This is a genomic window from Enterobacter sp. ku-bf2 (assembly GCF_001742765.1).
In the GTDB taxonomy this organism is placed as follows: Bacteria; Pseudomonadota; Gammaproteobacteria; order Enterobacterales; family Enterobacteriaceae; genus Enterobacter; species Enterobacter quasiroggenkampii.
On sequence record NZ_MDVW01000018.1, the window covers coordinates 25,962 to 51,275 of the forward strand.

At 56.8% G+C, this 25,314-nt stretch carries 20 protein-coding genes and 3 tRNA genes; 18 read left to right on the forward strand and 5 right to left on the reverse strand.

What is annotated here, in order from left to right:
- Positions 1-36: 36 nt before the first annotated feature.
- From mscM to rsgA, 3 genes are all read right to left on the reverse strand, one after another.
- Positions 37-3,360, reverse strand: coding sequence for a miniconductance mechanosensitive channel MscM (mscM, locus tag BFG58_RS15150; protein WP_045909543.1), 3,324 nt, complete (start codon positions 3,358-3,360; stop codon positions 37-39).
- A 19-nt stretch (positions 3,361-3,379) separates the two neighbouring features.
- The gene (gene asd, locus BFG58_RS15155; RefSeq protein ID WP_023293460.1) at positions 3,380-4,348 is read right to left on the reverse strand and encodes an archaetidylserine decarboxylase; all 969 of its coding nucleotides are present in this window, start codon (positions 4,346-4,348) and stop codon (positions 3,380-3,382) included.
- Positions 4,349-4,445: 97 nt separating this feature from the next.
- The gene (rsgA, locus tag BFG58_RS15160; protein WP_008502927.1) at positions 4,446-5,498 is read right to left on the reverse strand and encodes a small ribosomal subunit biogenesis GTPase RsgA; all 1,053 of its coding nucleotides are present in this window, start codon (positions 5,496-5,498) and stop codon (positions 4,446-4,448) included.
- Positions 5,499-5,605: 107 nt separating this feature from the next.
- On the opposite strand from rsgA, the gene orn reads away from it, so the two are divergent.
- The 4 genes from orn to BFG58_RS15180 all read left to right on the forward strand — a co-directional run bounded on the left by orn (position 5,606) and on the right by BFG58_RS15180 (position 6,647).
- Positions 5,606-6,151 carry an oligoribonuclease gene (gene orn, locus BFG58_RS15165; protein ID WP_045909541.1) on the forward strand — a complete coding sequence of 182 codons (546 nt, stop codon included), beginning with the start codon at positions 5,606-5,608 and terminating at the stop codon, positions 6,149-6,151.
- Between the two features lie 196 nt (positions 6,152-6,347).
- Positions 6,348-6,423: transfer RNA gene (locus BFG58_RS15170), tRNA-Gly, on the forward strand.
- Positions 6,424-6,459: 36 nt separating this feature from the next.
- Positions 6,460-6,535: transfer RNA gene (locus BFG58_RS15175), tRNA-Gly, on the forward strand.
- A gap of 36 nt (positions 6,536-6,571) precedes the next feature.
- Positions 6,572-6,647: transfer RNA gene (locus BFG58_RS15180), tRNA-Gly, on the forward strand.
- A gap of 270 nt (positions 6,648-6,917) precedes the next feature.
- Here BFG58_RS15180 and queG read toward each other — a convergent pair.
- Entirely contained in the window at positions 6,918-8,057 is a 1,140-nt protein-coding gene (gene queG / locus BFG58_RS15185; RefSeq protein ID WP_069720057.1) for a tRNA epoxyqueuosine(34) reductase QueG, read from the reverse strand.
- On the opposite strand from queG, the gene nnr reads away from it, so the two are divergent.
- The 14 genes from nnr (at position 8,056) to rlmB (ending at position 23,830) form a co-directional block, all read left to right on the forward strand.
- Positions 8,056-9,579 (forward strand): bifunctional ADP-dependent NAD(P)H-hydrate dehydratase/NAD(P)H-hydrate epimerase, encoded by a 1,524-nt coding sequence (gene nnr / locus BFG58_RS15190; protein WP_069720058.1) that lies wholly within the window; start codon positions 8,056-8,058, stop codon positions 9,577-9,579. The genes queG and nnr overlap by 2 nt on opposite strands.
- The gene (tsaE, locus tag BFG58_RS15195) at positions 9,572-10,033 is read left to right on the forward strand and encodes a tRNA (adenosine(37)-N6)-threonylcarbamoyltransferase complex ATPase subunit type 1 TsaE (protein ID WP_013095283.1); all 462 of its coding nucleotides are present in this window, start codon (positions 9,572-9,574) and stop codon (positions 10,031-10,033) included. The genes nnr and tsaE overlap by 8 nt, the downstream gene beginning before the upstream one ends.
- A 16-nt stretch (positions 10,034-10,049) precedes the next feature.
- Entirely contained in the window at positions 10,050-11,390 is a 1,341-nt protein-coding gene (gene amiB / locus BFG58_RS15200; protein WP_069720059.1) for an N-acetylmuramoyl-L-alanine amidase AmiB, read from the forward strand.
- Between the two features lie 9 nt (positions 11,391-11,399).
- Entirely contained in the window at positions 11,400-13,244 is a 1,845-nt protein-coding gene (gene mutL, locus BFG58_RS15205; RefSeq protein WP_069720060.1) for a DNA mismatch repair endonuclease MutL, read from the forward strand.
- A complete protein-coding gene (gene miaA, locus BFG58_RS15210; RefSeq protein ID WP_047073328.1) occupies positions 13,237-14,187 on the forward strand; it encodes a tRNA (adenosine(37)-N6)-dimethylallyltransferase MiaA in 951 nt (316 codons plus the stop codon). Before mutL ends, miaA begins: the two co-directional genes overlap by 8 nt.
- A gap of 85 nt (positions 14,188-14,272) precedes the next feature.
- Positions 14,273-14,584 (forward strand): RNA chaperone Hfq, encoded by a 312-nt coding sequence (gene hfq, locus BFG58_RS15215; protein WP_008502919.1) that lies wholly within the window; start codon positions 14,273-14,275, stop codon positions 14,582-14,584.
- A gap of 74 nt (positions 14,585-14,658) precedes the next feature.
- Positions 14,659-15,939, forward strand: coding sequence for a ribosome rescue GTPase HflX (gene hflX, locus BFG58_RS15220; RefSeq protein ID WP_023310136.1), 1,281 nt, complete (start codon positions 14,659-14,661; stop codon positions 15,937-15,939).
- A gap of 56 nt (positions 15,940-15,995) precedes the next feature.
- The gene (hflK, locus tag BFG58_RS15225) at positions 15,996-17,255 is read left to right on the forward strand and encodes an FtsH protease activity modulator HflK (RefSeq protein ID WP_045907965.1); all 1,260 of its coding nucleotides are present in this window, start codon (positions 15,996-15,998) and stop codon (positions 17,253-17,255) included.
- Positions 17,256-17,257: 2 nt separating this feature from the next.
- Positions 17,258-18,262 (forward strand): protease modulator HflC, encoded by a 1,005-nt coding sequence (gene hflC / locus BFG58_RS15230; protein ID WP_008502916.1) that lies wholly within the window; start codon positions 17,258-17,260, stop codon positions 18,260-18,262.
- Positions 18,263-18,333: 71 nt separating this feature from the next.
- Complete coding sequence (locus BFG58_RS15235) at positions 18,334-18,531, forward strand: DUF2065 domain-containing protein (RefSeq protein ID WP_003855996.1); 198 nt, start codon at positions 18,334-18,336, stop codon at positions 18,529-18,531.
- Positions 18,532-18,635: 104 nt separating this feature from the next.
- Positions 18,636-19,934 carry an adenylosuccinate synthase gene (locus tag BFG58_RS15240; RefSeq protein ID WP_006178975.1) on the forward strand — a complete coding sequence of 433 codons (1,299 nt, stop codon included), beginning with the start codon at positions 18,636-18,638 and terminating at the stop codon, positions 19,932-19,934.
- A 192-nt stretch (positions 19,935-20,126) separates the two neighbouring features.
- Positions 20,127-20,552: a nitric oxide-sensing transcriptional repressor NsrR gene (gene nsrR, locus BFG58_RS15245; RefSeq protein ID WP_010427492.1), complete on the forward strand. Its 426-nt coding sequence runs from the start codon at positions 20,127-20,129 to the stop codon at positions 20,550-20,552.
- Positions 20,553-20,590: 38 nt separating this feature from the next.
- Entirely contained in the window at positions 20,591-23,032 is a 2,442-nt protein-coding gene (gene rnr / locus BFG58_RS15250) for a ribonuclease R (protein WP_069720061.1), read from the forward strand.
- Positions 23,033-23,098: 66 nt separating this feature from the next.
- Positions 23,099-23,830, forward strand: a complete 732-nt coding sequence (rlmB, locus tag BFG58_RS15255; RefSeq protein WP_063622710.1) for a 23S rRNA (guanosine(2251)-2'-O)-methyltransferase RlmB — start codon at positions 23,099-23,101, stop codon at positions 23,828-23,830.
- Positions 23,831-23,921: 91 nt separating this feature from the next.
- Here rlmB and BFG58_RS15260 read toward each other — a convergent pair whose 3' ends face one another.
- Positions 23,922-25,196, reverse strand: a complete 1,275-nt coding sequence (locus BFG58_RS15260; protein ID WP_069720062.1) for an MFS transporter — start codon at positions 25,194-25,196, stop codon at positions 23,922-23,924.
- Positions 25,197-25,314: the final 118 nt, after the last annotated feature.

Here is a 25,314-nt window from a genome sequence, read left to right on the forward strand (position 1 = left end):
GGGAATATTCCCCTCCCGAAAGGGAGGGGAGACGCGTTACAGACTGCCCGCCGGGCGCGTACGCGCCGCTGACGTCAGCGTTCTTCCCGTTTTACGCCCGTCCAGGCTTTCCAGACGCATCTGGAACGGTGGGAACGGCATATCAATACCGTGCTCGCGGAAGCCCGCCAGAATCAGCTGGTGGATCTCATGGCGCAGCGGCATACGGTGGCCCATTTCGGCGGCGTAGATACGCAGCTCGAAAATCTGAATCCCCTGCTGTAAATCCACAAGGAAGACTTCCGGCGCCGGGTTGTCGATCACCAGCGAGCAGCGCTCCGCGGCGGTGTAGAGGATCTGGGTGACCTCTTCGCTGTTAGCGTCCGACGGGGCCGGTACCGTCAGCACCACACGGGTAACGGAGTCTGACAGCGACCAGTTGATGAACTGCTCGGTAATAAACGCCTTGTTTGGCACGATGATCTCTTTCCGATCCCAGTCGCTGATCGTCGTCGCACGGGTGTTGATCTTCGTGATGCTGCCGGTCAGATCGCGGATCGTGACGGTATCGCCAATACGGATCGGTTTTTCGAACAGTATGATCAGGCCAGAAATGAAGTTGGCGAAGATCTCCTGTAAACCAAAACCTAACCCGACGCCGAGCGCTGCGACGAGCCACTGGAGCTTCGACCACTCAATGCCGATCATCGAGAAGCCAACCAGTCCACCAAACAGCATGATCAGATACTTGGTAATGGTCGTGATCGCATAGCCCGTACCCGGCGTTAAATCCAGATGCTGCAGCAGCGCCAGCTCCAGCAGCGCCGGGAAGTTGCGCACCAGCTGGGTGGTGATGATAAGCACCAGAATGGCAATCAGCACTGCCCCTAGAGTGATCGGCTCCAGGCTTTCAACGCCCTGCACCGTGGAGGTCACATCCCACAGCGAGATGTTCTCCAGGAAGCCAAATGCGGAGTGGATCTCCGACCACAGGAAGATGACCGACAGGAGGGCAATCAGCATCAGAATGGAGCGAACCAGACGCAGGGACTGGGTACTGATGGCATCCAGATCCAGCTCGACCTCATCCGCCTCCGTCGTGCCTTCCGTACTGTTGACGTGGTTTGGCTCTTCCTCACCCCGCGCGCGCTGGGCGAGGATCTCCGCCCGGCGATGCTTGGCACGATCAAACGCCAGACGGCGGCGCTGAATCAGCATCCAGCGGCGGATCACGTGATATACCACCAGCAGCAGGAACCAGATGGCCACCGAGGTTTCCAGACGAGCCAACAGCGCTTGCGACGTCGCCAGGTAACCCACCGCGGCTGCCAGCATCGCAATCAACGGTGCGCTGAGCAGCAGGTTCCAGAGCAGCCGGTTGAACATGTTGTCGCCGCTGCCGGTTTTATCCAGATAGAGCGGGATACCCGCGCGTTTCAGGCTGAGCGTGACGATGGCCAGCGCTCCACATATCAGCATAAAGCAGAGGCGGCCCAGCGAGCCTGAGAATTCGCGGTCGTTGAGATTATCGAACATGATCAGCGCCATAATCAGCGGCACAATCAGCCCGATGCTCATCAGATAGTAACGCATGGCGCGCGCCACGCGATTACGCGGCCAGCCAAAGTGGGCGATAAACAGGCCATTGGGTCGCGCAAAGGTGGCGCAAATCATCACCACCCACAGCAGCGGTACCGTGGCGGTGACGCCATCGCCAATCGCTACCGCGAGCGGATAGGGCCAGGCTTCCCGCAGGCCATAGCCCAGCGTCATCCACAGCACCGGCAGCGGGGAGGCGACAAGAATCGACCAGAATACGGTGCGCAACGTCAGCCAGAAGTGATCCTGGGTAACCTTCCCCACCCGGGAGCTGGAACGCTCGAGGAAGCGGGTGAAATGTCTGCGCGAGTAAATGCTGAAGCCCACCAGAATCAACGCCCCCAGCAGCGGGAAAATGGTCTCTTTGCTGGTGAGCATCATTACGCTTGCCTGTCCCAGCTGGCTGAAGGTATCCAGCGAAATCAGACGGCGCAGATCCTGGACAATCTCAATTGGCCACGAGAAGGTCATCGGACGCACGTCGGACGTCCAGAAGAGATAACGGTGCGTCGCCTCGTTCACCTCTTTCAGCGCATCTTCCAGCTGGCTGTTGGACACTTTTAGCTTGGTCAGCTCCAGAATCAGCGTATCCCCGCCCTGGAGCAGAGAGTTCAGCAGTTCACGCTGGGTACGCATCTGGGCTTCAAGAATGCGGTTTTGCTCGCTGGTCAGAGGCTGTCCGTCAGCCTGACGGATCTGGCGGATTTGCGGCTGTTTGTTGAGAAGATCTTCAAAATGCAGCCGCTGAACGCGCAGCTGGGCCATTTCGGTATCCAGCTGCTGCGGCTTGGGCATTTCCGGCAGCCGCGCGACCTGGGCGCGCAGCGCTTCGCCCAGCAGGTTTGACGATCCGAGCCACTGGGACTGCTCGCGCAGGGTGTTAAGCGCCTGGCGAACCTGAAGGGTTTGATTGGTGGCCTGACGCTGCTGCGAGGCCACCAGATCCATACGCTGCGCCTGTTGGTTCAGCGCGGCCGAAAGCTCACGGTTGACCTTAAACTGCTGGACGATGCCGGCAGGCAGGTTATCGCTGTTTTCTGCCAGCAGCTCGGTACTTTCCAGCGCGCGCTCCGCTTCACGCTGGCGCTGGCTGTTGAGCTGGTTGCGCAGGGCCTGAAGATACGCGTCCAGTTGCTCGCTCTGCTTCTGAGCGAGTTCTGAGCGCATCCGCGACAGCTCCTGGCGGTTATTGGCGGAAAGCTGCGCCAGCTCAAGCTCATCGACAAGGGCCTTCAGGCGAGCCGATTCTGCCTGCAGGCCCAGATTTTGGGCCTGTGCCTGCGGCGTGTTGCCGTTTTGCGTACCCACGCGGCGCTCAACTTCATTAAGCTGGCGACGGGCGTCGGTTTGCTGCTGCGGAAGCTGGCTGAGAGAGTCGGCAATTTCGCGCGCTCGCTCCTGCTCCTGCTGAGCTAGGCGGCTCTTTTCCAGAAGCTGGCTGCTGACCTGCAGGATCTCCTGGTTCAGTGCGTCGGAGGTCATCCCTGCGGGCACATCGCGCGGTTCGTCACGCAAATTATTGAGCTGCGCGCGCAGCGTCTGCGAGAGTTTGGGGAAGTTGTCGATAACCTGCTGATACTGCTGAGCGCGCTCAAGAGAGCCTTTCCGCTCCTCAAGCGCGTTCAGTGCGGACTGGAGCGACTCGACGGTCTCTGGCTGAGCGGGTTTGGCCGCTTTTGCCTGCTCCAGTTCCTGGGTTATCTGTTTGGCGTCGGGGGCTGTCGCTGCGTACGCCCCCATGCTGAGGCACCAGGCCATCAGTAGAACGATAATCGGGCGCACGTCAGCGATCCTTCTGTTGTTAGCCTTCGTCTTTTTTGTCGTCAACCAGCGGGCTGGCGTCGTGCTCGGCCTGGATCTCTTCTTGTGACAGCGGAGCCGGTTCTGCCTCTGGCGTCACGAAGGTTTCAGTAGAGACCGCCAGCGGCTGGCCCAGCTTTGTCACCGACAGGCTTTCAAGCTGTTCAGCCAGCTTCACTTTGCCCGGCGCAAACAGGTTGATCACGGTGGAGCCCAGCTTAAAGCGACCCATCTCCTGGCCTTTCAGCAGGGCCACAGAGCCTTCCGCTTCACCGGCAGGCCAGGTCCAGCGTTTGATCACGCCTTCGCGCGGTGGGGTAATGGTGCCAGCCCAGACGGTTTCGATGCTGCCGACGATGGTCGCACCGACCAGAATCTGTGCCATAGGGCCGAATTCAGTATCAAACAGGCAGATGACGCGCTCGTTACGGGCAAACAGGTTTGGCACGTTCTGCGCGGTGAGGTGGTTCACGGAGAACAGATCGCCCGGGACGTAAATCATTTCACGCAGGATGCCGTTACACGGCATGTGCACGCGGTGGTAGTCGCGCGGTGACAGATAGGTGGTGGCAAAGGTACCGTTGCGGAACAGATCCGCCATCAGGTAGTTACCCGCCAGCAGCGCTTCCAGGCTGTAGTTATGGCCCTTCGCCTGCAGAATTTTGTCGTCTTCGATGTTACCCAACTGGCTGATCACGCCGTCTGCAGGCATCACCAGGACGTTAGGGTCGGTGTTCACCGGGCGCACGTCGTCACGCAGCGGGCGCACGAAGAATTCGTTGAAGGTGCGGTAGCTGGCGGTATCCGGCTTCTGCGCCTCTTTCATATCGACCTTGTAATATTTTACGAAAAGGTCGATGACCAGTTTGGTCAGCCAGCCTGCGCGTTTGCTCGCGCCCCAGCCCGCCAGGCGAGTGAGCCACAGTTTTGGCAGAATGTATTGAAGCGAAAGTTTAAATGCGTTTAACAAGGTAGCCTCCAGGCCATTGTTTTGTCGTTCCTGATCCGGCGTTAAGCCGCCGGAACCTGAAAAAAGGGGACGATTTTAGCGATGCTTAGCTTAGTTGTCAGTTATCAGAATCAGAAAAGTTTTTACGCGTTTTTACCTGATCCATGCTCTCAAGAATACGGTGGTAATTCTCGAAGCGGGTCTCCGCAATTTCGCCTTTCTCAACCGCTTCACGGATAGCGCAGCCTGGGTCGTTATCGTGTTTACAGTCGCGGTACTTGCAAGCGCCTAAATAATCATGGAATTCGACAAATCCGTTAAAGATTTGTTCCGGCTCCAGGTGCCATAAACCGAACTCTCGCACGCCCGGGGAGTCGATGACATCGCCCCCATGCGGGAAGTGATACAGGCGTGACGCGGTGGTGGTGTGCTGGCCCAGGCCCGAGACATCAGAGACATCGTTGGTGAGGATCTCTTGTTGCAGGCCAAGCAGGTTGTTCAGCAGGCTCGATTTGCCCACGCCGGACTGGCCCGCAAAGATGCTGATGCGATCGGTAAGCGCCTCTTCCAGCGGTTTCAGGCCATCTTTGGTGTAGCTGGAGACCATCAGGACGCGGTAGCCAATCTTGCGATAGATATCCATCTGCTCATTGACGAAGGCCATTCCGTCGTCGTCCAGCAGATCGATTTTGTTCAGCACGATAATCGGCTCAACCTGCAGCGTTTCGCAGGCGACGAGGTATCGGTCGATAATATTGAGCGACAATTCGGGCAAAATCGCCGATACGATAACAATCTGGTTAATGTTGGCGGCGATCGGTTTGACCCCGTCGTAGAAATCGGGACGGGTTAACACGGACGTGCGCTCATGGACCGCTTCAACGATACCTTTTACCGTCACGCCTTCCGCCGCCTCTTTCCCCGGCCGCCAGACGACGCGGTCGCCGGTCACCAGAGAACGAATGGTCCGGCGGATGTTGCAGCGGTGAATCGCTCCATCGGCGGATTCCACGTCAGCGTGCATACCGAAACGGCTGATGACTACGCCTTCCGTTGGGTCGCCAAACAGGTTGTCGTCGTAATCGACCTTCTCCGCAGTGGTTTTAAGACGGCGCTGGTGATTGGCATTCACGCGGCGCTGCTGCCCTTTGGAGAGTTTATTTTTACTCAATCGCACTGGCTCCTGGTCGCCCGTAGGGGGCAAAACCTCTATGATACACTCTAATTAATACTAGTTAACCTGCTACTGCCGGTTATGCGAGAAGGGTGGAAAATAACATGAGCGCGGATGAAAACAACCTGATTTGGATCGATCTCGAAATGACCGGGCTGGATCCCGAGCGCGATCGCATCATTGAAATTGCAACCCTGGTGACGGACGCCAACCTGAATATCCTGGCGGAAGGGCCAACGATAGCGGTGCATCAGTCCGATGACCAGCTGGCGTTGATGGATGAGTGGAACGTGCGTACCCACACCGGCAGTGGTCTGGTGGAGCGCGTGAAGGCGAGCACCATGGGTGACCGTGAGGCGGAGCTGGCGACGCTTGAGTTCCTGAAAAAGTGGGTTCCGGCGGGCAAATCGCCTATCTGTGGGAATAGTATCGGTCAGGATCGTCGTTTCCTGTTTAAGTACATGCCGGAGCTGGAGTCTTACTTCCACTACCGCTATCTGGATGTCAGCACGTTGAAAGAGCTGGCGCGTCGCTGGAAGCCTGAAATCCTCGACGGCTTTAAAAAGCAGGGGACGCATCAGGCGATGGACGATATCCGAGAGTCCGTGGCGGAGCTTTCCTACTACCGCGAAAACTTTATTAAGCTGTGATTTTGAGATCCGGCGCCTTGCGTGGCCGGTTTTTTGTCGTTAAATTGTTCAGCTTGCCCATTAAATAAGCATTTGAACTGAATTTCGAAAAAATCGCTTTAAGGGGGGTTGCAGCTAAAAGGATTTCTCGTATAATGCGCCTCCCGTAACGACAGAGAATTACACGTTACGACAGCAACAAAAGCAGTACAGATTTGCGGGAATAGCTCAGTTGGTAGAGCACGACCTTGCCAAGGTCGGGGTCGCGAGTTCGAGTCTCGTTTCCCGCTCCAAAATTTGAAAGTGCTTCCACAGCACAGACTGCCCAAGCGGGAATAGCTCAGTTGGTAGAGCACGACCTTGCCAAGGTCGGGGTCGCGAGTTCGAGTCTCGTTTCCCGCTCCAAAATTTGAAAGTGCTTCCACAGCACGGACCACCCAAGCGGGAATAGCTCAGTTGGTAGAGCACGACCTTGCCAAGGTCGGGGTCGCGAGTTCGAGTCTCGTTTCCCGCTCCAAATTCTTCTTCATCTCTAAAATATCCACAGCGAAAAGCGTCGCTGGGGACGTTTTCTATTGTCTCTGAAATACTCTTGTGAACAGAGTTATCCACAGAAACTGCGCTTAACCGAAACAGGGTTAAAACTTAGCAGGGTGAATAATATCTTCATAACACACTGTATTTTCAGTATAAAATTTGATTTCAAAATGTTATTGAGATCACTTGACCTCATCTCCAGCCCAGATGGCGCTTGAGTTTGTAATTTTATTCACAGGCTGTGAATAGTTCAGGCATCCCTCGGAAGCCCTTTCTCAATCACCCTCACCAGACGCTGTTTCTTCGGTAGCTGCACCTCGACCACGCAGGCATTACGCTTCTCTATCTGCTGCGCAATCGCCCATTCTATGTGTTCATCAAGAAGTGGGTGCTCACCTCGACGGCTTTCAAGCGCCCGAATATTGGCTTCATCCCACGGGGCATTCCCCAGCGCGACGGCGACATTTCGCAGCCAGCGCAGATGGCCGATACGGCGAATAGCCGAACCCTCTGTCACTTTCAGGAACCAGGCCTCGGACCAGGCGAACAGCTCAATGAGCGGCGGGGCATGGAGCGCCTTACGCGGGTTGAAATCCTCTTCGTCAGTAAGCTGCGAATAGCGGTTCCATGGGCAGATGAGCTGGCAATCATCGCAGCCGTAGATGCGGTTGCCGATAAGCGGTCGGAATTCCTCTGGAATGGCTCCTTCCAGTTCGATAGTCAGGTAGGAGATACAGCGGCGCGCATCAACGGTGTAGGGCTCAACGATGGCGCCGGTAGGGCAGATGGTCATACAGGCCACGCAGCGGCCACAGCCTTCCTCTACCGGGCCGTCTACCGGCAACGGTAAATCGATCAGCAGTTCACCGAGGAAGAAGAACGATCCGGCGTCGCGGCTAAGGATAAGTGAGTGCTTACCTGTCCAGCCAAGCCCTGCTTTTTCGGCGATCGGACGCTCAAGAATAGGCGCGGAATCGACAAAGGGTCTAAAATTCAGCGAAACACAGTGCTGCTGAATAGTTTCCCCGAGTTTTTTTAAACGGTTACGCAGAAGCTTATGGTAATCACGTCCCAGGGCGTACCGGCTAACGTAACCCAGCGAGGGGTCTTTTAGCGTGCGCGCAAAGGCCGCGTTGGCGGGCAGATAATTCATGCGCACGCTGATGACGCGTAATGTGCCCGGCAAAAGCTCGTGTGGACGGGCGCGCATCATGCCATGACGCGCCATCCACTCCATTTCGCCGTGGTATTGTTTGTCCAGCCAGGCCTGCAGTTTCGGCTCGCTGGCAGAAAGGTCGGTATCGGTAATGCCCACCTTCTGGAAGCCAAGCTCAGCACCCCACTGTTTTATTTTTTGCGCTAATTCATTGAGATCGAGGGGCTGTGACATGACGGACCATACGGTGAAGAAAAACCCCGCAAGTATACCACATTCCATCTGGCATGCGGATGACCTCCGGCGCGCCGAAAAAGAGGCCGCAGATAGCCTCGGGATTACCCTGTATGAACTGATGCTGCGCGCGGGTGAGGCGGCGTTTGACGTAGCCCGAAGCGCCTTCCCCCAGGCCGCTCACTGGCTGATTCTGTGCGGGCACGGCAACAACGGCGGTGATGGCTACGTCGTTGCCCGTCTCGCGGTGGCTGCGGGTCTCCGCGTGACCTTGCTGGCTCTCGAAAGTGATAAACCGCTGCCGGAAGAGGCCAGCGCGGCGCGGGAGGCATGGCTGAACGCAGGCGGTGTGATTCATGCGCCTGATATCGTCTGGCCAGAGGATGTTGATCTGATTGTTGACGGGCTGCTGGGCACCGGGCTGCGCAGCGCGCCGCGCGAAAACGTTGCCGCGCTTATTGAACACGCTAACAGACATTCCGCGCCGGTAGTCGCCCTGGATATTCCCTCTGGCCTGATGGCACAAACCGGCGCGACGCCGGGGGCGGTGATTCAGGCGGCACATACGGTGACCTTCATCGCCCTCAAGCCGGGGTTACTGACCGGCAAAGCGCGGGATGTCGTCGGCGTGCTGCACCACAGTGCGCTGGGACTGGAGAGCTGGCTCGCCGGGCAGGAAACGAAACTGTCACGCTTTGACGCCTCGCAGCTCCCAGCGTGGCTCCCGCCGCGCCGGTCGACCTCCCATAAGGGCGATCACGGCAGGCTGGTCATTGTGGGCGGCGACCACGGTACGGCAGGTGCGATTCGCATGACCGGTGAAGCAGCCCTGCGCAGCGGCGCCGGATTAGTGCGAGTGCTCACTCGCATTGAGAATATTGCGCCAATCATCACTGCCCGACCGGAGTTGATGGTCCATGAGCTTACGCTTCAGACGTTAGAGGAAAGCCTCGAATGGGCGGATGTGGTGGTGATCGGTCCCGGGCTTGGACAGCAGGCGTGGGGTAAACAGGCTCTGCAAAAGGTCGAGAATTTTCGTAAACCGATGCTGTGGGATGCCGACGCGCTTAACCTTCTGGCAATAAACCCGGATAAGCGTCACAATCGCATTCTGACGCCACACCCCGGCGAAGCCGCGCGGCTGCTTAACTGCAGCGTGGCAGAAATTGAAAGCGATCGCTTACTTTCTGCTCAGCGTCTGGTAAAACGTTACGGAGGTGTTGCCGTTTTAAAAGGGGCGGGAACCGTTGTCGCCTGTGACGAGACGCAGGGCATTATTGATGCCGGAAATGCGGGCATGGCGAGCGGCGGCATGGGCGATGTGCTTTCCGGCATCATCGGCGCATTGCTTGGACAGAAACTTCCCCTTTATGATGCAGCCTGTGCGGGCTGCGTGGCTCACGGCGTTGCGGCGGATAAACTGGCTGCGCGTTACGGTACACGCGGTATGCTGGCCACCGATCTCTTTTGCACGCTGCGGCGTGTTGTTAACCCGGATGTGATTGACGTAGAAAATGACTAATCGAGCGATTCCTTTACCTGATGAACAAGCCACTTTAGAACTCGGCAAGCGCGTGGCGCAGGCCTGTCAGGGGGCAACCGTCATTTATCTGTATGGTGATTTAGGGGCGGGTAAAACCACCTTCAGCCGGGGTTTTTTGCAGGCGTTAGGGCATAACGGGAATGTGAAAAGCCCAACCTACACGCTGGTAGAACCGTACACCCTTGAAAATCTCATGGTGTACCACTTCGATTTATACCGCCTTGCGGATCCTGAGGAGCTGGAATTTATGGGGATCCGTGATTATTTTGCCAACGACGCCATTTGCCTGGTGGAGTGGCCGCAACAAGGTGCGGGTGTGCTGCCTGACCCGGATGTCGAAATTCACTTAGATTACCAGGCTCAAGGGCGTGAGGCACGCATCAGTGCTGTTTCCTCATCAGGCAGTTCCTTACTGGCGCGTCTGGCCGGTTAAGCGTAGGGATGACGGGATGATAAATCGCGTTAAAGGTTGGTTGTTGGCTGCCACCGTGCTGCTGTGCGCGCAGGCCGAGGCGGCAAATCTTTCAGATATTCAGGTATCGAACGGCGAAAGCCAGGCCCGGATCACGTTCAGCTTTATGGGCGATCCTGAGTATGCGTTTTCACAGCCAGACAGCCACAGCGTGGCGCTGGATATCAAACAGACAGGCGTGATCCAGGGACTCCCGCTGCAGTTCAGCGGCAACAACCTGGTGAAAAGTATCCGTTCTGGTACGCCGCAGGATAGCCAGTCGTTACGCCTGGTGGTCGATCTGACCGAAAAGGGCAAAACGAAGGCGGTGAAGCAGCAAAACGGGGCGAACTATACGGTGGTCTTTACCATCAATGCCGATGTCCCGCCGCCGCCTCCACCGCCGCCTGTCGTTGCCAAACGCGTGGAAGAACCGGTGTATACGCCGCGTCCTGCTGAACCCGCGCGTAATCCGTTTAAATCGCAGAACGATCGCATCACTGCGGCAACCAGCAGCAATACGGTGACCCGTCCGGCGGTGAGTACGCGCCGTGCTGCGACCAGCGGTGACAAAGTGATTATCGCCATTGATGCCGGTCACGGTGGACAGGACCCGGGTGCGATTGGCCCGGGTGGGACGCAAGAGAAAAATGTCACCATCGCCATTGCCCGTAAGCTACGTGCGCTGCTCAACGACGACCCTATGTTCAAAGGCGTGTTGACCCGCGACGGGGATTACTTCATTTCGGTGATGGGGCGTTCGGATGTCGCTCGTAAGCAGAATGCGAACTTCCTGGTCTCCATCCACGCGGATGCTGCGCCAAACCGTAACGCGACCGGCGCCTCGGTATGGGTACTCTCGAACCGTCGCGCCAACAGCGAAATGGCCAACTGGCTGGAAGAGCATGAGAAGCAGTCCGAACTGTTGGGCGGCGCGGGCGATGTGCTGGCAAACAGCCAGTCAGACCCGTATCTCAGCCAGGCGGTGCTGGATTTACAATTCGGTCATTCTCAGCGCGTCGGGTATGATGTCGCCACTAACGTATTGAACCAACTGCAAAGTATTGGCGTGCTGCATAAGCGTCGTCCTGAACATGCCAGCCTCGGCGTTCTGCGCTCGCCAGATATCCCGTCCATCCTTGTAGAGACGGGCTTTATCAGTAACAACGGTGAAGAGCGTCTGCTGGGAAGCGACAGCTATCAGCAGCAAATTGCCGAAGCGATTTATAACGGTCTGCGTAAATACTTTGATGCCCATCCGCTGCAGTCTGCGCCACAGAGTGGCGCAGGCCAGACGGCCAGCGCAGCGCTGCCGGGTGAGATGACCGCGACCAACTAAGGAGAATTCATGCCGATTCAGGTTCTGCCGCCGCAGCTTGCGAACCAAATCGCCGCCGGTGAGGTGGTGGAACGTCCTGCGTCGGTCGTGAAGGAGCTGGTGGAAAACAGCCTTGATGCGGGCGCGACCCGTATTGATATTGATATCGAGCGCGGTGGCGCGAAGCTTATCCGCATTCGTGATAACGGCTGTGGCATAAAAAAAGAGGAGCTGGCGCTGGCGTTGGCCCGTCACGCCACCAGTAAAATTGCTTCTCTGGATGACCTGGAGGCGATTATTAGCCTCGGCTTTCGCGGTGAAGCGCTGGCCAGTATCAGCTCGGTTTCGCGCTTAACGCTGACCTCCCGTACCGCCGAACAGCAGGAAGCCTGGCAGGCGTACGCCGAAGGGCGCGATATGGATGTAACGGTCAAACCCGCGGCGCACCCTGTCGGCACGACGCTTGAAGTATTAGATCTCTTCTACAACACCCCCGCCCGACGCAAGTTCATGCGTACCGAGAAGACCGAATTCGGACACATCGACGAGATCATCCGCCGTATCGCGCTGGCGCGTTTCGATGTCACCATCAACCTCAGCCACAACGGCAAGGTGATGCGCCAGTATCGCGCGGTGGCGGAAGGTGGACAGAAAGAGCGACGGCTGGGCGCCATTTGCGGGACCCCGTTTCTGGAACAGGCGCTGGCCATTGAGTGGCAGCACGGCGATCTGGCGCTGCGCGGCTGGGTAGCCGATCCGAACGCGAGCAGCGCTGCGTTTGCGGAGATCCAGTATTGCTACGTCAACGGCCGCATGATGCGCGACCGTCTCATCAATCACGCCATTCGCCAGGCCTGTGAAGACAAGCTCGGGGCCGATCAGCAGCCTGCTTTCGTGCTTTATCTGGACATCGACCCGCATCAGGTGGATGTGAACGTCCATCCTGCCAAGCACGAAGTGCGGTTCCACCAGTCGCGACTGGTGCATGATTTTATCTATCAGGGCGTGCTGAGCGTGCTGCAGCAGCAGGTGGAAACGTCGTTGCCGCTGGAACACGCAGAACCGGCGCCACGCCCAATCCCGGAAAACCGCGTCGCGGCGGGCCGCAACCATTTTGCGGAGCCCGCCGTCGCGCGTGAACCGGAAGCGCCGCGCTTTTCCTCCGCCGGGGGCGCACCGCGTCCAACGGGTGCTAACTACCCGAATGCCCAACCCGGCTATCAAAAGCAGCAGGGCGCGTTGTACCGCAAACTGCTGGAAACGCCGGCCGTGGAGCGTAAAACATCCATTCCGGCGCCTCAGCCTTCTCTGGACGGCCACAGCCAGAGTTTTGGTCGTGTGCTGACGATCATCGCGCCGGATATGGCGCTGCTGGAGCGTGACGGTAAATTGATGCTTCTGGCACTGCCGGTGGCCGAACGCTGGCTCAAACAGGTGCAGCTCACGCCGGGCGAAAATGCCGCCTGTGCGCAGCCGCTATTAATTCCGGTTCGCCTGAAAATATCCCCTGATGAAACAAGGGTATTACAGCGCGCCGAGGCGCAGCTGGCGCAGATGGGGATTGAAACTGTGCTCGAACCGCAACATGTGACAATTCGTGCAGTGCCTTTACCCTTACGCCAACAAAATTTACAAAACTTGATTCCTGAACTGATAGGCTACCTGGCGCAGCAAACAGCGTTTGATGCCGCTAACACCGCGCAGTGGATCGCCCGTCATCTGGCAAGCGAACACACGCCGTGGAGCATGGCACAGGCCATTAGCGTGCTGGCGGAGGTGGAACGCCTCTGTCCGCATCTGGTGAAAACGCCGCCGGGTGGATTATTACAACCTGTTGATTTACAAACGGCGATGAACGCCCTGAAACATGATTGATGTAAGTAAGGCGAGCCTGCCTAAGGCAATTTTTTTAATGGGCCCAACGGCCTCCGGCAAAACGGCGCTCGCCATTGAGTTGCGTAAAGTTTTGCCTGTAGAGTTGATTAGCGTCGACTCCGCCCTCATTTACCGGGGGATGGACATCGGCACGGCGAAGCCTGACGCAGAAGAGCTGCGTGCGGCACCGCACCGTTTGCTGGATATACTCGACCCGGCTCAGGCTTACTCCGCAGCGGATTTTCGCCGGGATGCCTTAGCCGAGATGGCCGAGATAACGGCGGCGGGGCGTATACCGCTGTTGGTTGGCGGAACCATGCTCTACTTCAAGGCGCTGCTGGAGGGGTTATCACCTCTGCCATCCGCGGACCCGGAAGTAAGAGCGAAAATTGAGCAGCAGGCGGCAGAGCAGGGTTGGGACGTTTTGCATCAGCAACTGGCGGAGATTGATCCGGTTGCCGCAGCACGGATCCATCCAAATGATCCGCAAAGGCTTTCCCGGGCACTGGAAGTTTTTTTCATTTCGGGTAAAACTTTAACGGAACTGACGCAAACGTCAGGAGACGCTCTGCCGTATCAGGTGCATCAGTTCGCCATCGCCCCGGCGAGCCGTGAACTGCTCCATCAGCGAATTGAGCAGCGTTTTCATCAGATGTTAGCTTCAGATTTTGAAGCAGAAGTGCGGGCGTTATTTGCCCGTGGAGATTTGCATACGGACATGCCTTCCATTCGTTGTGTGGGATACCGCCAGATGTGGTCGTATCTTGAAGGTGAGATTTCATACGATGAAATGGTTTATCGAGGTGTTTGCGCCACGAGACAGTTAGCGAAGCGCCAGATCACCTGGTTGCGCGGTTGGGAAGGGGTTCACTGGTTAGACAGTGAAAAACCACAACAGGCGTTAAACGACGTGATTGAGGTTGTTGGTGATATCGCTCACTGAATGTGTACAATTGAGACGTATCGTGCGCAATTTTTCAGAATCGCAAGGTTCTAAGTACAAAACAAGCATATAAGGAAAAGATAGAATGGCTAAGGGGCAATCTTTACAAGATCCGTTCCTGAACGCATTGCGTCGGGAACGTGTTCCAGTTTCTATTTATTTGGTGAATGGTATTAAGCTGCAAGGTCAGATTGAGTCTTTCGATCAGTTCGTGATTCTGTTGAAAAACACGGTCAGTCAGATGGTCTACAAGCACGCTATTTCTACTGTTGTTCCGTCCCGTCCGGTATCTCATCACAGCAATAACGCTGGCGGCGGCACAGGTAGTAACTACCATCATGGCAGCAACGCGCAGGGTTCTTCAACGCCAGCGCAGGACAGCGACGAGACCGAATAAGGTTTCGCACTGTTATCCACACGGGGAGCCAGGGATCCTGCGTTCCCCGCTGATCTTTTTAGAGAGGTTTACGCTTGTTTGACCGTTATGATGCCGGTGAGCAGGCGGTGCTGGTACACATCTATTTTTCGCAAGACAAAGATATGGAAGACCTCCAGGAGTTTGAATCTCTGGTCTCTTCCGCCGGTGTCGAAGCAATGCAGGTGATTACCGGTAGCCGTAAAGCGCCGCACCCAAAGTATTTTGTTGGTGAAGGTAAAGCAGTCGAAATTGCGGATGCCGTAAAAGCAACCGGCGCGTCAGTCGTGTTGTTTGATCATGCGCTGTCTCCAGCCCAGGAGCGCAACCTGGAAGCTCTCTGCGAATGCCGTGTTATCGATCGCACGGGATTGATTTTAGACATTTTTGCTCAGCGTGCACGTACCCACGAAGGGAAACTGCAGGTTGAGCTGGCGCAGCTGCGCCATCTGGCAACGCGTCTGGTGCGTGGCTGGACCCACCTTGAAAGACAAAAAGGCGGGATTGGTTTGCGCGGCCCGGGTGAAACCCAGCTCGAAACCGACCGTCGTTTGCTGCGTGGCCGAATTACCCAGATCCTCTCACGTCTGGAAAGGGTTGAGAAACAGCGTGAGCAGGGGCGTCGGGCACGAACGAAAGCCGACATCCCGACGGTGTCGCTGGTGGGGTATACCAACGCCGGTAAATCCACCCTGTTTAACCAGATAACCGAGGCCCAGGTTTATGCCGCAGACCAGCTGTTTGCGACCCTGGACCCTACGCTGCGCCGTATTGACGTCGCAGACGTCGGTGAAACGGTGCTGGCGGATACCGTAGGGTTTATCCGTCACCTGCCGCATGACCTGGTGGCGGCATTCAAGGCCACCCTGCAGGAGACGCGACAGGCGACGCTGCTCCTGCACGTGATTGATGCGGCAGACGTGCGCGTGCAGGAGAACATCGACGCGGTAAACGTGGTGCTCGAAGAGATCGACGCCCACGAAATTCCCACGCTGTTGGTCATGAACAAGATCGATATGCTGGACGATTTCGAACCGCGTATCGACAGAGATGAAGAGAACAAACCGATTCGGGTCTGGCTTTCTGCCCAGACCGGTATTGGTGTGCCACTGCTTTTCCAGGCTTTGACAGAACGTCTTTCCGGTGAGGTAGCTCAGCACACGCTGCGACTGCCGCCACAGGAAGGCAGGCTGCGCAGCCGGTTTTATCAGCTTCAGGCGATAGAAAAAGAGTGGATGGAGGATGACGGCAGCGTGGGGATGCAGGTGCGTATGCCGATCGTTGACTGGCGTCGCCTCTGTAAACAAGAACCTGCGCTGGTCGACTATATCGTCTGATCAGAAAGGGGATGCCTGAATAATTCGCCCTTGCATAACAAATATGGAGCATATACATGGCGTGGAATCAGCCCGGTAATAACGGACAGGACCGCGACCCGTGGGGAAGCAGCAATAATCAAGGCGGCAACTCTGGGGGAAATGGCAACAAAGGTGGTCGCGAGCAGGGGCCGCCGGATCTGGATGATATCTTCCGCAAGCTGAGCAAAAAGCTTGGTGGTCTTGGCGGAGGTAAAGGTTCTGGCTCAGGTGGAAATTCCACCCAGGGGCCGCGCCCGCAAATGGGTGGCCGCGTAGTGGGTATCGTTGCCGCTGCAGTGGTAATCATCTGGGCTGCTACCGGGTTCTACACCATTAAAGAAGCGGAACGCGGTGTGGTGACCCGCTTCGGTAAGTTCAGCCATCTGGTTGAGCCGGGCCTGAACTGGAAACCGACCTTCATTGACGACGTGACTGCGGTCAACGTGGAATCCGTCCGTGAACTGGCCGCCTCTGGCGTGATGCTGACCTCTGACGAAAACGTCGTGCGCGTTGAGATGAACGTGCAGTACCGCGTAACCGATCCTGAGCGTTATCTGTTTAGCGTGACCAGTGCCGATGACAGCCTGCGTCAGGCGACCGACAGCGCCCTGCGTGGTGTGATCGGTAAATACACCATGGACCGCATTCTGACCGAAGGTCGTACCGTTATTCGTAGCGATACCCAGCGTGAGCTGGAAGAGACCATTCGTCCGTACAACATGGGTATTACCCTGCTGGACGTCAACTTCCAGGCTGCCCGTCCGCCGGAAGAGGTAAAAGCGGCCTTTGACGATGCGATTGCTGCACGTGAAAACGAACAGCAGTACATTCGTGAAGCAGAAGCCTATACCAACGAAGTTCAGCCGCGTGCTAACGGTCAGGCGCAGCGTATTCTGGAAGAAGCGCGTGCGTATAAGACCCAGACCATCCTGGAAGCACAGGGTGAAGTGGCTCGCTTTGCGAAGATCCTGCCTGAATATAAAGCGGCGCCGGAAATTACCCGTGAGCGTCTCTATATCGAGACCATGGAAAAAGTGCTGAGCCACACCCGCAAAGTGTTGGTTAACGACAGTAAAGGCGGAAACCTGATGGTGCTGCCGCTGGATCAGATGCTGAAAGGCGGTTCTGCTCCGGCAGCAAAAGATAACAGCGGTGCGAACAACCTGCTGCGTCTGCCGCCATCCTCAACGGGCAGCGCCAGCACGAACACAACGCCTTCTTCGAACGATGGTGACATTATGGACCAACGCCGTGCTAACGCGCAGCGTAACGACTACCAGCGTCAGGGGGAATAAGGATGCGTAAGTCAGTTATTGCGATCATCGTCATCGTACTGGTCGTGCTTTATACCTCGATCTTTGTGGTGAAAGAGGGCGAGCGTGGGATCAAGTTCCAGTTCAGCAGCGTCGTGCGTGATGGCGACAAACGTCCGGTCATTTACGAACCGGGCCTGCACTTCAAGGTGCCGTTCATTCAGTCTGTGAAAACGCTGGATGCGCGTATCCAGACCATGGATAACCAGGCCGACCGTTTCGTGACCAAAGAGAAGAAAGACCTGATCGTTGATTCCTATATCAAATGGCGCATCAGTGATTTCAGCCGTTACTTCCTGGCAACGGGCGGCGGTGACGTTTCTCAGGCGGAAGTGCTGCTGAAACGTAAGTTCTCTGACCGTCTGCGTTCCGAGATTGGTCGTCTGGATGTGAAAGACATCGTGACCGACTCCCGTGGGCGTCTGACCCTGGAAGTTCGCGATGCGCTGAACTCCGGCACCGCGGGCACTGAAGATGAAGTTTCAACGCCAGCAGCTGACGATGCAATTGCCAAAGCGGCTGAACGCGTTCAGGCAGAAACCAACGGTAAAGTGCCGGTGATCAACCCGAACAGTATGGCTGCGCTGGGTATCGAAGTGGTGGACGTGCGTATCAAGCAGATCAACCTGCCGGTGGAAGTGTCCGAGGCGATTTACAACCGTATGCGCGCCGAGCGTGAAGCGGTCGCCCGTCGTCACCGTTCACAGGGCCAGGAAGAGGCGGAGAAGCTGCGTGCTGCTGCGGACTACGAAGTGGCCAAGACGCTGGCGGAATCTGAGCGCCAGGGCCGTATCCTGCGCGGTGAAGGTGATGCGGAAGCCGCGAAACTCTTTGCTGATGCCTTCAGCCAGGATCCTGACTTCTATGCCTTTATCCGTAGCCTGCGTGCTTACGAGAATAGCTTCCAGAGCAACCAGGATGTGATGGTGCTCAGCCCGGACAGCGATTTCTTCCGTTATATGAAGACGCCGACTAACGCAACGCGATAAACTCAGGCTCGTTTGAGTATTCAAACCACCGCTCCCCATGGAGCGGTGGTTTTCTTTTATAAGGAAAAAAAATGAATTCAACGATCTGGCTCGCGCTGGCCCTGGTCCTGGTGCTGGAAGGTCTGGGACCGATGCTCTATCCACGCGCCTGGCGTCGAATGATCGCCACCATGAGCCAACTGCCGGATAATATTTTACGTCGTTTTGGCGGCGGTCTTGTGGTTGCGGGCATCGTGATCTACTACATGTTGAGGAAAACGATTGGCTGATCAAAAAGTAGGCGCAATCGGCGTATTTTGAGGTCAAAAAGTGCTGTATATCTGAAAAAGCGATGGTAGAATCCATTTTTAAGCAAACGGTGATTTTGAAAAAAATGGGTAACAACGTCGTCGTACTGGGCACCCAATGGGGTGACGAAGGTAAAGGGAAGATTGTTGATCTTCTGACTGAACGGGCTAAATATGTTGTGCGCTACCAGGGCGGTCACAACGCAGGCCATACTCTCGTAATCAACGGTGAAAAAACCGTCCTCCATCTTATTCCATCAGGCATTCTTCGCGAAAACGTCACCAGCATCATCGGTAACGGCGTTGTGCTGTCTCCAGCGGCGCTGATGAAAGAGATGAAAGGTCTGGAAGACCGTGGTATCCCTGTTCGTGAGCGTCTGCTGCTCTCCGAAGCCTGCCCGCTGATCCTGGATTATCACGTGGCGCTGGACGTTGCGCGTGAAAAAGCGCGTGGCGCGAAAGCGATCGGCACCACCGGTCGTGGTATCGGCCCGGCTTACGAAGATAAAGTTGCACGTCGCGGTCTGCGCGTGGGCGACCTCTTCGACAAAGCGACCTTCGCTGAAAAGCTGAAAGAAGTGATGGAATATCACAACTTCCAGCTGGTGAACTTCTACAAAGCTGACGCTGTTGACTACCAGAAAGTGCTGGATGACGTCATGGCGATTGCAGACATTCTGACCGGTATGGTTGTTGATGTATCCGATCTGCTGGACCAGGCGCGCAAGCGTGGCGATTTCGTCATGTTCGAAGGTGCGCAGGGTACGCTGCTGGACATCGACCACGGTACCTATCCGTACGTCACCTCCTCTAACACCACCGCAGGTGGCGTGGCGACCGGCTCTGGCCTGGGTCCACGTTATGTGGATTACGTTCTGGGTATCATCAAAGCGTACTCCACTCGCGTGGGTGCGGGTCCATTCCCGACCGAACTGTTTGATGAAACCGGCGAGTTCCTGTGCAAGCAGGGTAACGAGTTTGGCGCGACCACCGGTCGTCGTCGTCGTACCGGCTGGCTGGATGCGGTTGCCGTGCGTCGTGCAGTGCAGATCAACTCCCTGTCTGGCTTCTGCCTGACCAAGCTGGACGTACTGGACGGCCTGAAAGAAGTGAAAATCTGCGTAGGCTACCGTATGCCAGATGGCCGCGAAGTGACCACCACTCCGCTGGCTGCTGACGACTGGGAAGGCATTGAGCCAATCTACGAAACCATGCCGGGCTGGTCTGAGACCACTTTCGGTGTGAAAGAGCGTAGCGGCCTGCCGCAGGCGGCGCTGGATTACATCAAGCGTATTGAAGAACTGACCGAAGTGCCGATCGATATTATTTCTACCGGCCCGGATCGTACTGAAACGATGATCCTGCGCGACCCGTTCGACGCATAATCTTCGTGACTGCTGGCCTGCGGGGAGACCCGTAGGCCGGATAAGCGTAGCGCCATCCGGCGACCGCTCCTGGATCTCCGCTTTTTCGCCCCGTCTGTCAAATAAATTAGCCGCTAACTATCTGGCTGGTTTATCATCATTAATGAATATCTCTGCGGTTTGTCCGCGATTTCCCTTTTTCCTGAGGTTGATGTGCAGTTAACAAGTTTCACCGATTACGGCTTACGCGCGCTGATCTACATGGCGTCGTTACCCGATGGGAAAATGACCAGTATCTCTGAAGTCACAGAGGTCTACGGCGTATCCCGTAATCATATGGTCAAAATAATCAATCAACTTAGTCGTGCCGGATACGTTGCTGCCGTCCGCGGGAAGAATGGTGGGATCCGTCTTGGTAAACCGGCACAGAGTATTCGTGTTGGCGATGTGGTACGTGAACTGGAGCCGCTCTCTCTGGTGAACTGCAGCAGCGAGTTCTGCCACATCACGCCCGCTTGCCGCCTGAAACAGGCGCTTTCTAAGGCCGTGCAAAGTTTTCTCATGGAACTGGATAACTACACGCTGGCCGATTTGGTTGAAGAGAATCAACCGCTTTATAAATTATTGCTGGTGGAATGAAGAAAATTTCCACCGGAGCTGACAACGGAGGAACCGACATGTCACACGATCCTTTCCAGGAACGCGAAGCCGAAAAATACGCGAATCCTATCCCCAGCCGCGAGTTCATCATTGAACACTTAACAAAACGCGAAAAACCCGCCAATCGTGAAGAACTTGCTGTTGAATTAAACATTGAAGGTGAAGAGCAAATTGAAGCCCTTCGCCGCCGCCTGCGCGCGATGGAGCGTGACGGGCAACTGGTCTTTACCCGCCGCCAGTGCTACGCGCTGCCAGAACGCCTCGATCTGCTGAAAGGGACCGTCATTGGTCACCGCGATGGCTTCGGCTTCCTGCGCGTAGAAGGCCGTAAAGACGATCTGTATCTCTCATCTGAACAGATGAAAATGTGCATCCACGGCGACCAAATTCTGGCGCAGCCGCTGGGCGCCGACCGTAAAGGCCGCCGCGAAGCGCGCGTCGTGCGCGTGCTGGTGCCAAAAACCAGCCAGATTGTCGGCCGCTACTTTACCGACGCGGGCGTGGGGTTCGTGGTGCCGGACGACAGCCGTCTGAGCTTCGATATTCTGATCCCACCTGAAGAGGTGATGGGTGCCCGCATGGGCTTTGTAGTGGTGGTGGAACTCACCCAGCGCCCAACCCGTCGCACCAAAGCGGTAGGTAAAATCGTCGAAGTGCTGGGCGATAATATGGGCACCGGCATGGCCGTTGATATGGCGCTGCGCACCCACGAAATTCCGTACATCTGGCCGAAAGCGGTTGAAGAGCAGATCGAAAGCCTGCGTGAAGAAGTGCCGGAAGAATCCAAAGCGGGCCGCGTGGATCTCCGCTCCCTGCCGCTGGTCACGATCGACGGTGAAGACGCCCGTGACTTTGATGACGCCGTCTACTGCGAGAAAAAACGCGGCGGCGGCTGGCGTCTGTGGGTAGCGATTGCAGACGTAAGCTACTATGTTCGTCCGCACACCCCGCTGGATAACGAAGCGCGCAGCCGCGGTACCTCGGTCTACTTCCCGTCGCAGGTTGTACCGATGCTGCCGGAAGTGCTCTCTAACGGCCTGTGTTCCCTGAACCCGCAGGTTGACCGCCTCTGTATGGTGTGCGAGATGACCATCTCCAACAAAGGGCGCTTAACCGGCTACAAGTTCTACGAAGCGGTGATGAGTTCGCATGCGCGTCTGACCTATACCAAGGTCTGGCATATGCTGCAGGGCGACCAGGATCTGCGCGAACAGTACGCGCCGCTGGTCAAACACATCGAAGAGCTGCATAACCTCTACAAAACGCTGGATCAGGCGCGCGAAGAGCGCGGTGGGATCTCTTTTGAGAGCGAAGAAGCGAAGTTTATCTTCAACGCTGAGCGCCGCATTGAGCGTATCGAACAGACCCAGCGTAACGATGCGCACAAGCTGATCGAAGAGTGTATGATTCTGGCGAACATCTCGGCGGCACGCTTCGTTGAGAAAGCCAAAGAACCGGCGCTGTTCCGTATTCACGATAAACCGTCGACGGAAGCCATCACCGCGTTCCGCTCCGTGCTGGCCGAACTGGGCCTGGAGCTGCCGGGCGGCAACAAGCCAGAGCCGCGCGATTACGCCGAGCTGCTGGAATCCATTAGCGATCGTCCTGATGCAGAAATGCTGCAGACAATGCTGCTGCGCTCAATGAAGCAGGCGATTTACGATCCGGAAAACCGCGGTCACTTCGGCCTGGCGCTGCAGTCTTACGCCCACTTTACGTCGCCGATTCGTCGTTACCCTGACCTCTCTCTGCACCGTGCAATCAAGTATCTGCTGGCGCAGGAGCAGGGACATAAAGGGAACACCACCGAAACCGGTGGCTACCACTATTCGATGGAAGAGATGCTGCAGCTGGGTCAGCACTGCTCCATGACCGAACGCCGTGCCGATGAAGCCACCCGCGACGTGGCGGACTGGCTGAAGTGTGACTTTATGCTGGACCAGGTCGGCAACGTCTTCAAAGGCGTGATTGCCAGCGTGACCGGCTTTGGCTTCTTCGTTCGTCTGGATGAGCTGTTTATCGACGGTCTGGTGCACGTCTCCAGCCTGGATAACGACTACTACCGCTTCGACCAGGTCGGCCAGCGTCTGATCGGCGAATCTGGCGGCCAGACCTATCGTCTGGGTGACCGCGTGGAAGTGAAGGTTGAGGCCGTGAATATGGACGACCGTAAAATCGACTTCAGCCTGATCTCCAGCGAGCGCGCCCCGCGTAACGTCGGTAAAACCGAGCGCGAAAGAGCGAAAAAAGGCGGAAATGGCAAAACGAGCGGCAAGCGCCGTCAGGCCGGTAAGAAGGTGAACTTCGAGCCGGACAGCGCGTTCCGCGGCGAGAAGAAGCAGAAGCCGAAGGCGGCGAAGAAAGAAGCCCGTTCAGCGAAGAAACCTTCCGCGAAGACACAGAAAATAGCGGCCGCCACCAAAGCGAAGCGCGCGGCTAAGAAAAAGCAGGCGGAGTAAATTCTCCCCTCACCCTGACCCTCTCCCCAACCGGGAGAGGGGAAATACTTATTACGAGAACCATCAATGAGTGAAATGATTTACGGCATCCACGCGGTGCAGGCCCTTCTCGAGCGCGCACCGGAGCGTTTTCAGGAAGTGTTTATTCTGAAAGGGCGTGAAGACAAACGTCTGATGCCGCTGATCCACGCTCTGGAAGCACAGGGCGTGGTGATCCAGCTGGCGAACCGCCAGTTCCTGGATGAAAAAAGTGACGGGGCGGTGCACCAGGGCATTATTGCCCGCGTGAAGCCGGGCCGTCAGTATCAGGAAAACGATCTGCCGGATCTTATCGCTGGGCTGGAGAATCCATTCTTCCTGATCCTCGATGGCGTTACCGATCCGCACAACCTCGGCGCGTGTCTGCGCAGCGCGGATGCGGCGGGCGTGCATGCGGTGATCGTGCCGAAAGATCGCTCCGCGCAGCTGAACGCGACGGCGAAGAAAGTGGCCTGCGGCGCGGCGGAAAACGTTCCGCTGATCCGCGTGACCAACCTGGCGCGCACCATGCGTCTACTGCAGGAAGAGAACATCTGGATCGTCGGTACCGCCGGTGAAGCGGATCATACACTGTACCAGAGCAAAATGACCGGCCGTCTGGCGCTGGTGATGGGGGCGGAAGGTGAAGGCATGCGTCGTCTGACCCGCGAGCACTGCGACGAGCTAATCAGCATCCCGATGGCAGGCAGCGTATCCTCCCTGAACGTGTCTGTTGCGACGGGTATTTGCCTGTTTGAAGCGGTGCGTCAGCGAGGGTAGCCTGTTGTGCCGGGTGGCGGCTTCGCCTTACCCGGCCTACAAAGGCACGGTACCGTAGGCCCGGTAAGCGTAGCGCCACCGGGCATTAACCTCACTCCTCTAACGACCGTAAATGGTCATCCTTCCTCAGCGTCATCAGCGCGAAAATACTCACCACCGCCGTTGCCATCACGTAGTACGCCGGAATATCCAGGTTACCCGTCTGCTTAATCAGCCCGGTAATAATTAACCCCGCACAGCCTGAGAAAATCGCGTTCGATAACGAGTAGGCCAGCCCCAGCCCGGTATAGCGTACGCGCGTCGGGAACATCTCAGAGAGCATCGCCGGACCCGGCCCTGCCAGCATGCCCACCAGACCGCCCGCAATCAATACCACTATCGCTTTCACCGCCAGCGTGCTGGACTCCGCCTGCAGAAGTTTCAGCAGCGGCAGGGCGAGGATCAGCAGCAGCGCGGTGGCGATAATCATCACCGTGCGACGCCCGATCCTATCGCTCAGGATCCCCGACGGAATGATGGTCAGCGCAAACCCAACGTTCGAAATCACCGCGATCAGCAGCGCCTGGTTAAACCCGGTGTGTAGCGCCGACTGCAGATAGGTCGGCATAATCACCAGGTAGGTATACCCCGCTGCAGACCAGACCATCACGCGGCCAATCCCCATCACGATGGCCCGGAGCGTGGCGGCAATATCCGCCTGAGCGACAGCCGGTTTGTCCTGCTGCTGCACAAAGCTGGGTGTCTCTTCCATACTGACACGAAGCCACAGCGCAACGACGCCCATGGGCAGCGCCAGGAAGAAAGGAATGCGCCAGCCCCAGTCGTGCAGGGCCTCAGGCGTGAGGAGGGCAGAGAGCAGCGCCACGATGCCTGCACCCGCTAACAGCCCCAGCGCCACAGTAAAGGACTGCCACGCGCCGTACAGGCCACGCTTGCCGCGCGGAGCGAACTCCGTCATCAGCGAGACCGCACCGCCATACTCGCCGCCCGCGAACAGTCCCTGCAGGATGCGCAGCAGCGTAACGATCAGCGGTGCGGCAATCCCGATACTGGCGTAGACCGGCACAATGCCGATGGCGGCTGTAGCGAGCGTCATGAGCACCAGCACAATAATGAGCGTCGGCTTACGGCCAATTCGGTCGCCGATGCGTCCAAACACCACCGCACCCAGCGGACGGAAGAAGAAGGCGATGGCGAATGAGGCGTAGGTGAGGATCAGGCTGGTAAGCCCAGCTTCCCCTTCAAGCTGGAAGAAGTTCTTCGCAATGACGGTCGCCAGAAAACCGTAGACCGCAAACTCATACCACTCGATAAAGTTACCAATGGAGCCGGCAATTAATGCTCGCTTGTGCGCATCCGGTTGCATAACGATCCTCACTGAAAAGGGTAAGAATAAATTATTCAACAAAAGCGAAGTCATGAAATAGTTTATTCTTATGTTCTGTGAGCTATTTCACGAATGATATCAGCGGGATCGTGAACGT

Coding starts and splice junctions, on each gene's coding strand:
- rlmB (WP_063622710.1), top strand. CDS start 23,099: ATGAGTGAAATGATTTACGGCATCCACGCGGTGCAGGCCCTTCTCGAG.
- amiB (WP_069720059.1), top strand. CDS start 10,050: ATGATAAATCGCGTTAAAGGTTGGTTGTTGGCTGCCACCGTGCTGCTG.
- tsaE (WP_013095283.1), top strand. CDS start 9,572: ATGACTAATCGAGCGATTCCTTTACCTGATGAACAAGCCACTTTAGAA.
- mutL (WP_069720060.1), top strand. CDS start 11,400: ATGCCGATTCAGGTTCTGCCGCCGCAGCTTGCGAACCAAATCGCCGCC.
- nnr (WP_069720058.1), top strand. CDS start 8,056: ATGACGGACCATACGGTGAAGAAAAACCCCGCAAGTATACCACATTCC.
- miaA (WP_047073328.1), top strand. CDS start 13,237: ATGATTGATGTAAGTAAGGCGAGCCTGCCTAAGGCAATTTTTTTAATG.
- BFG58_RS15235 (WP_003855996.1), top strand. CDS start 18,334: ATGAATTCAACGATCTGGCTCGCGCTGGCCCTGGTCCTGGTGCTGGAA.
- hflC (WP_008502916.1), top strand. CDS start 17,258: ATGCGTAAGTCAGTTATTGCGATCATCGTCATCGTACTGGTCGTGCTT.
- rnr (WP_069720061.1), top strand. CDS start 20,591: ATGTCACACGATCCTTTCCAGGAACGCGAAGCCGAAAAATACGCGAAT.
- BFG58_RS15260 (WP_069720062.1), bottom strand. CDS start 25,196: ATGCAACCGGATGCGCACAAGCGAGCATTAATTGCCGGCTCCATTGGT.
- hfq (WP_008502919.1), top strand. CDS start 14,273: ATGGCTAAGGGGCAATCTTTACAAGATCCGTTCCTGAACGCATTGCGT.
- hflK (WP_045907965.1), top strand. CDS start 15,996: ATGGCGTGGAATCAGCCCGGTAATAACGGACAGGACCGCGACCCGTGG.
- BFG58_RS15240 (WP_006178975.1), top strand. CDS start 18,636: ATGGGTAACAACGTCGTCGTACTGGGCACCCAATGGGGTGACGAAGGT.
- orn (WP_045909541.1), top strand. CDS start 5,606: ATGAGCGCGGATGAAAACAACCTGATTTGGATCGATCTCGAAATGACC.
- queG (WP_069720057.1), bottom strand. CDS start 8,057: ATGTCACAGCCCCTCGATCTCAATGAATTAGCGCAAAAAATAAAACAG.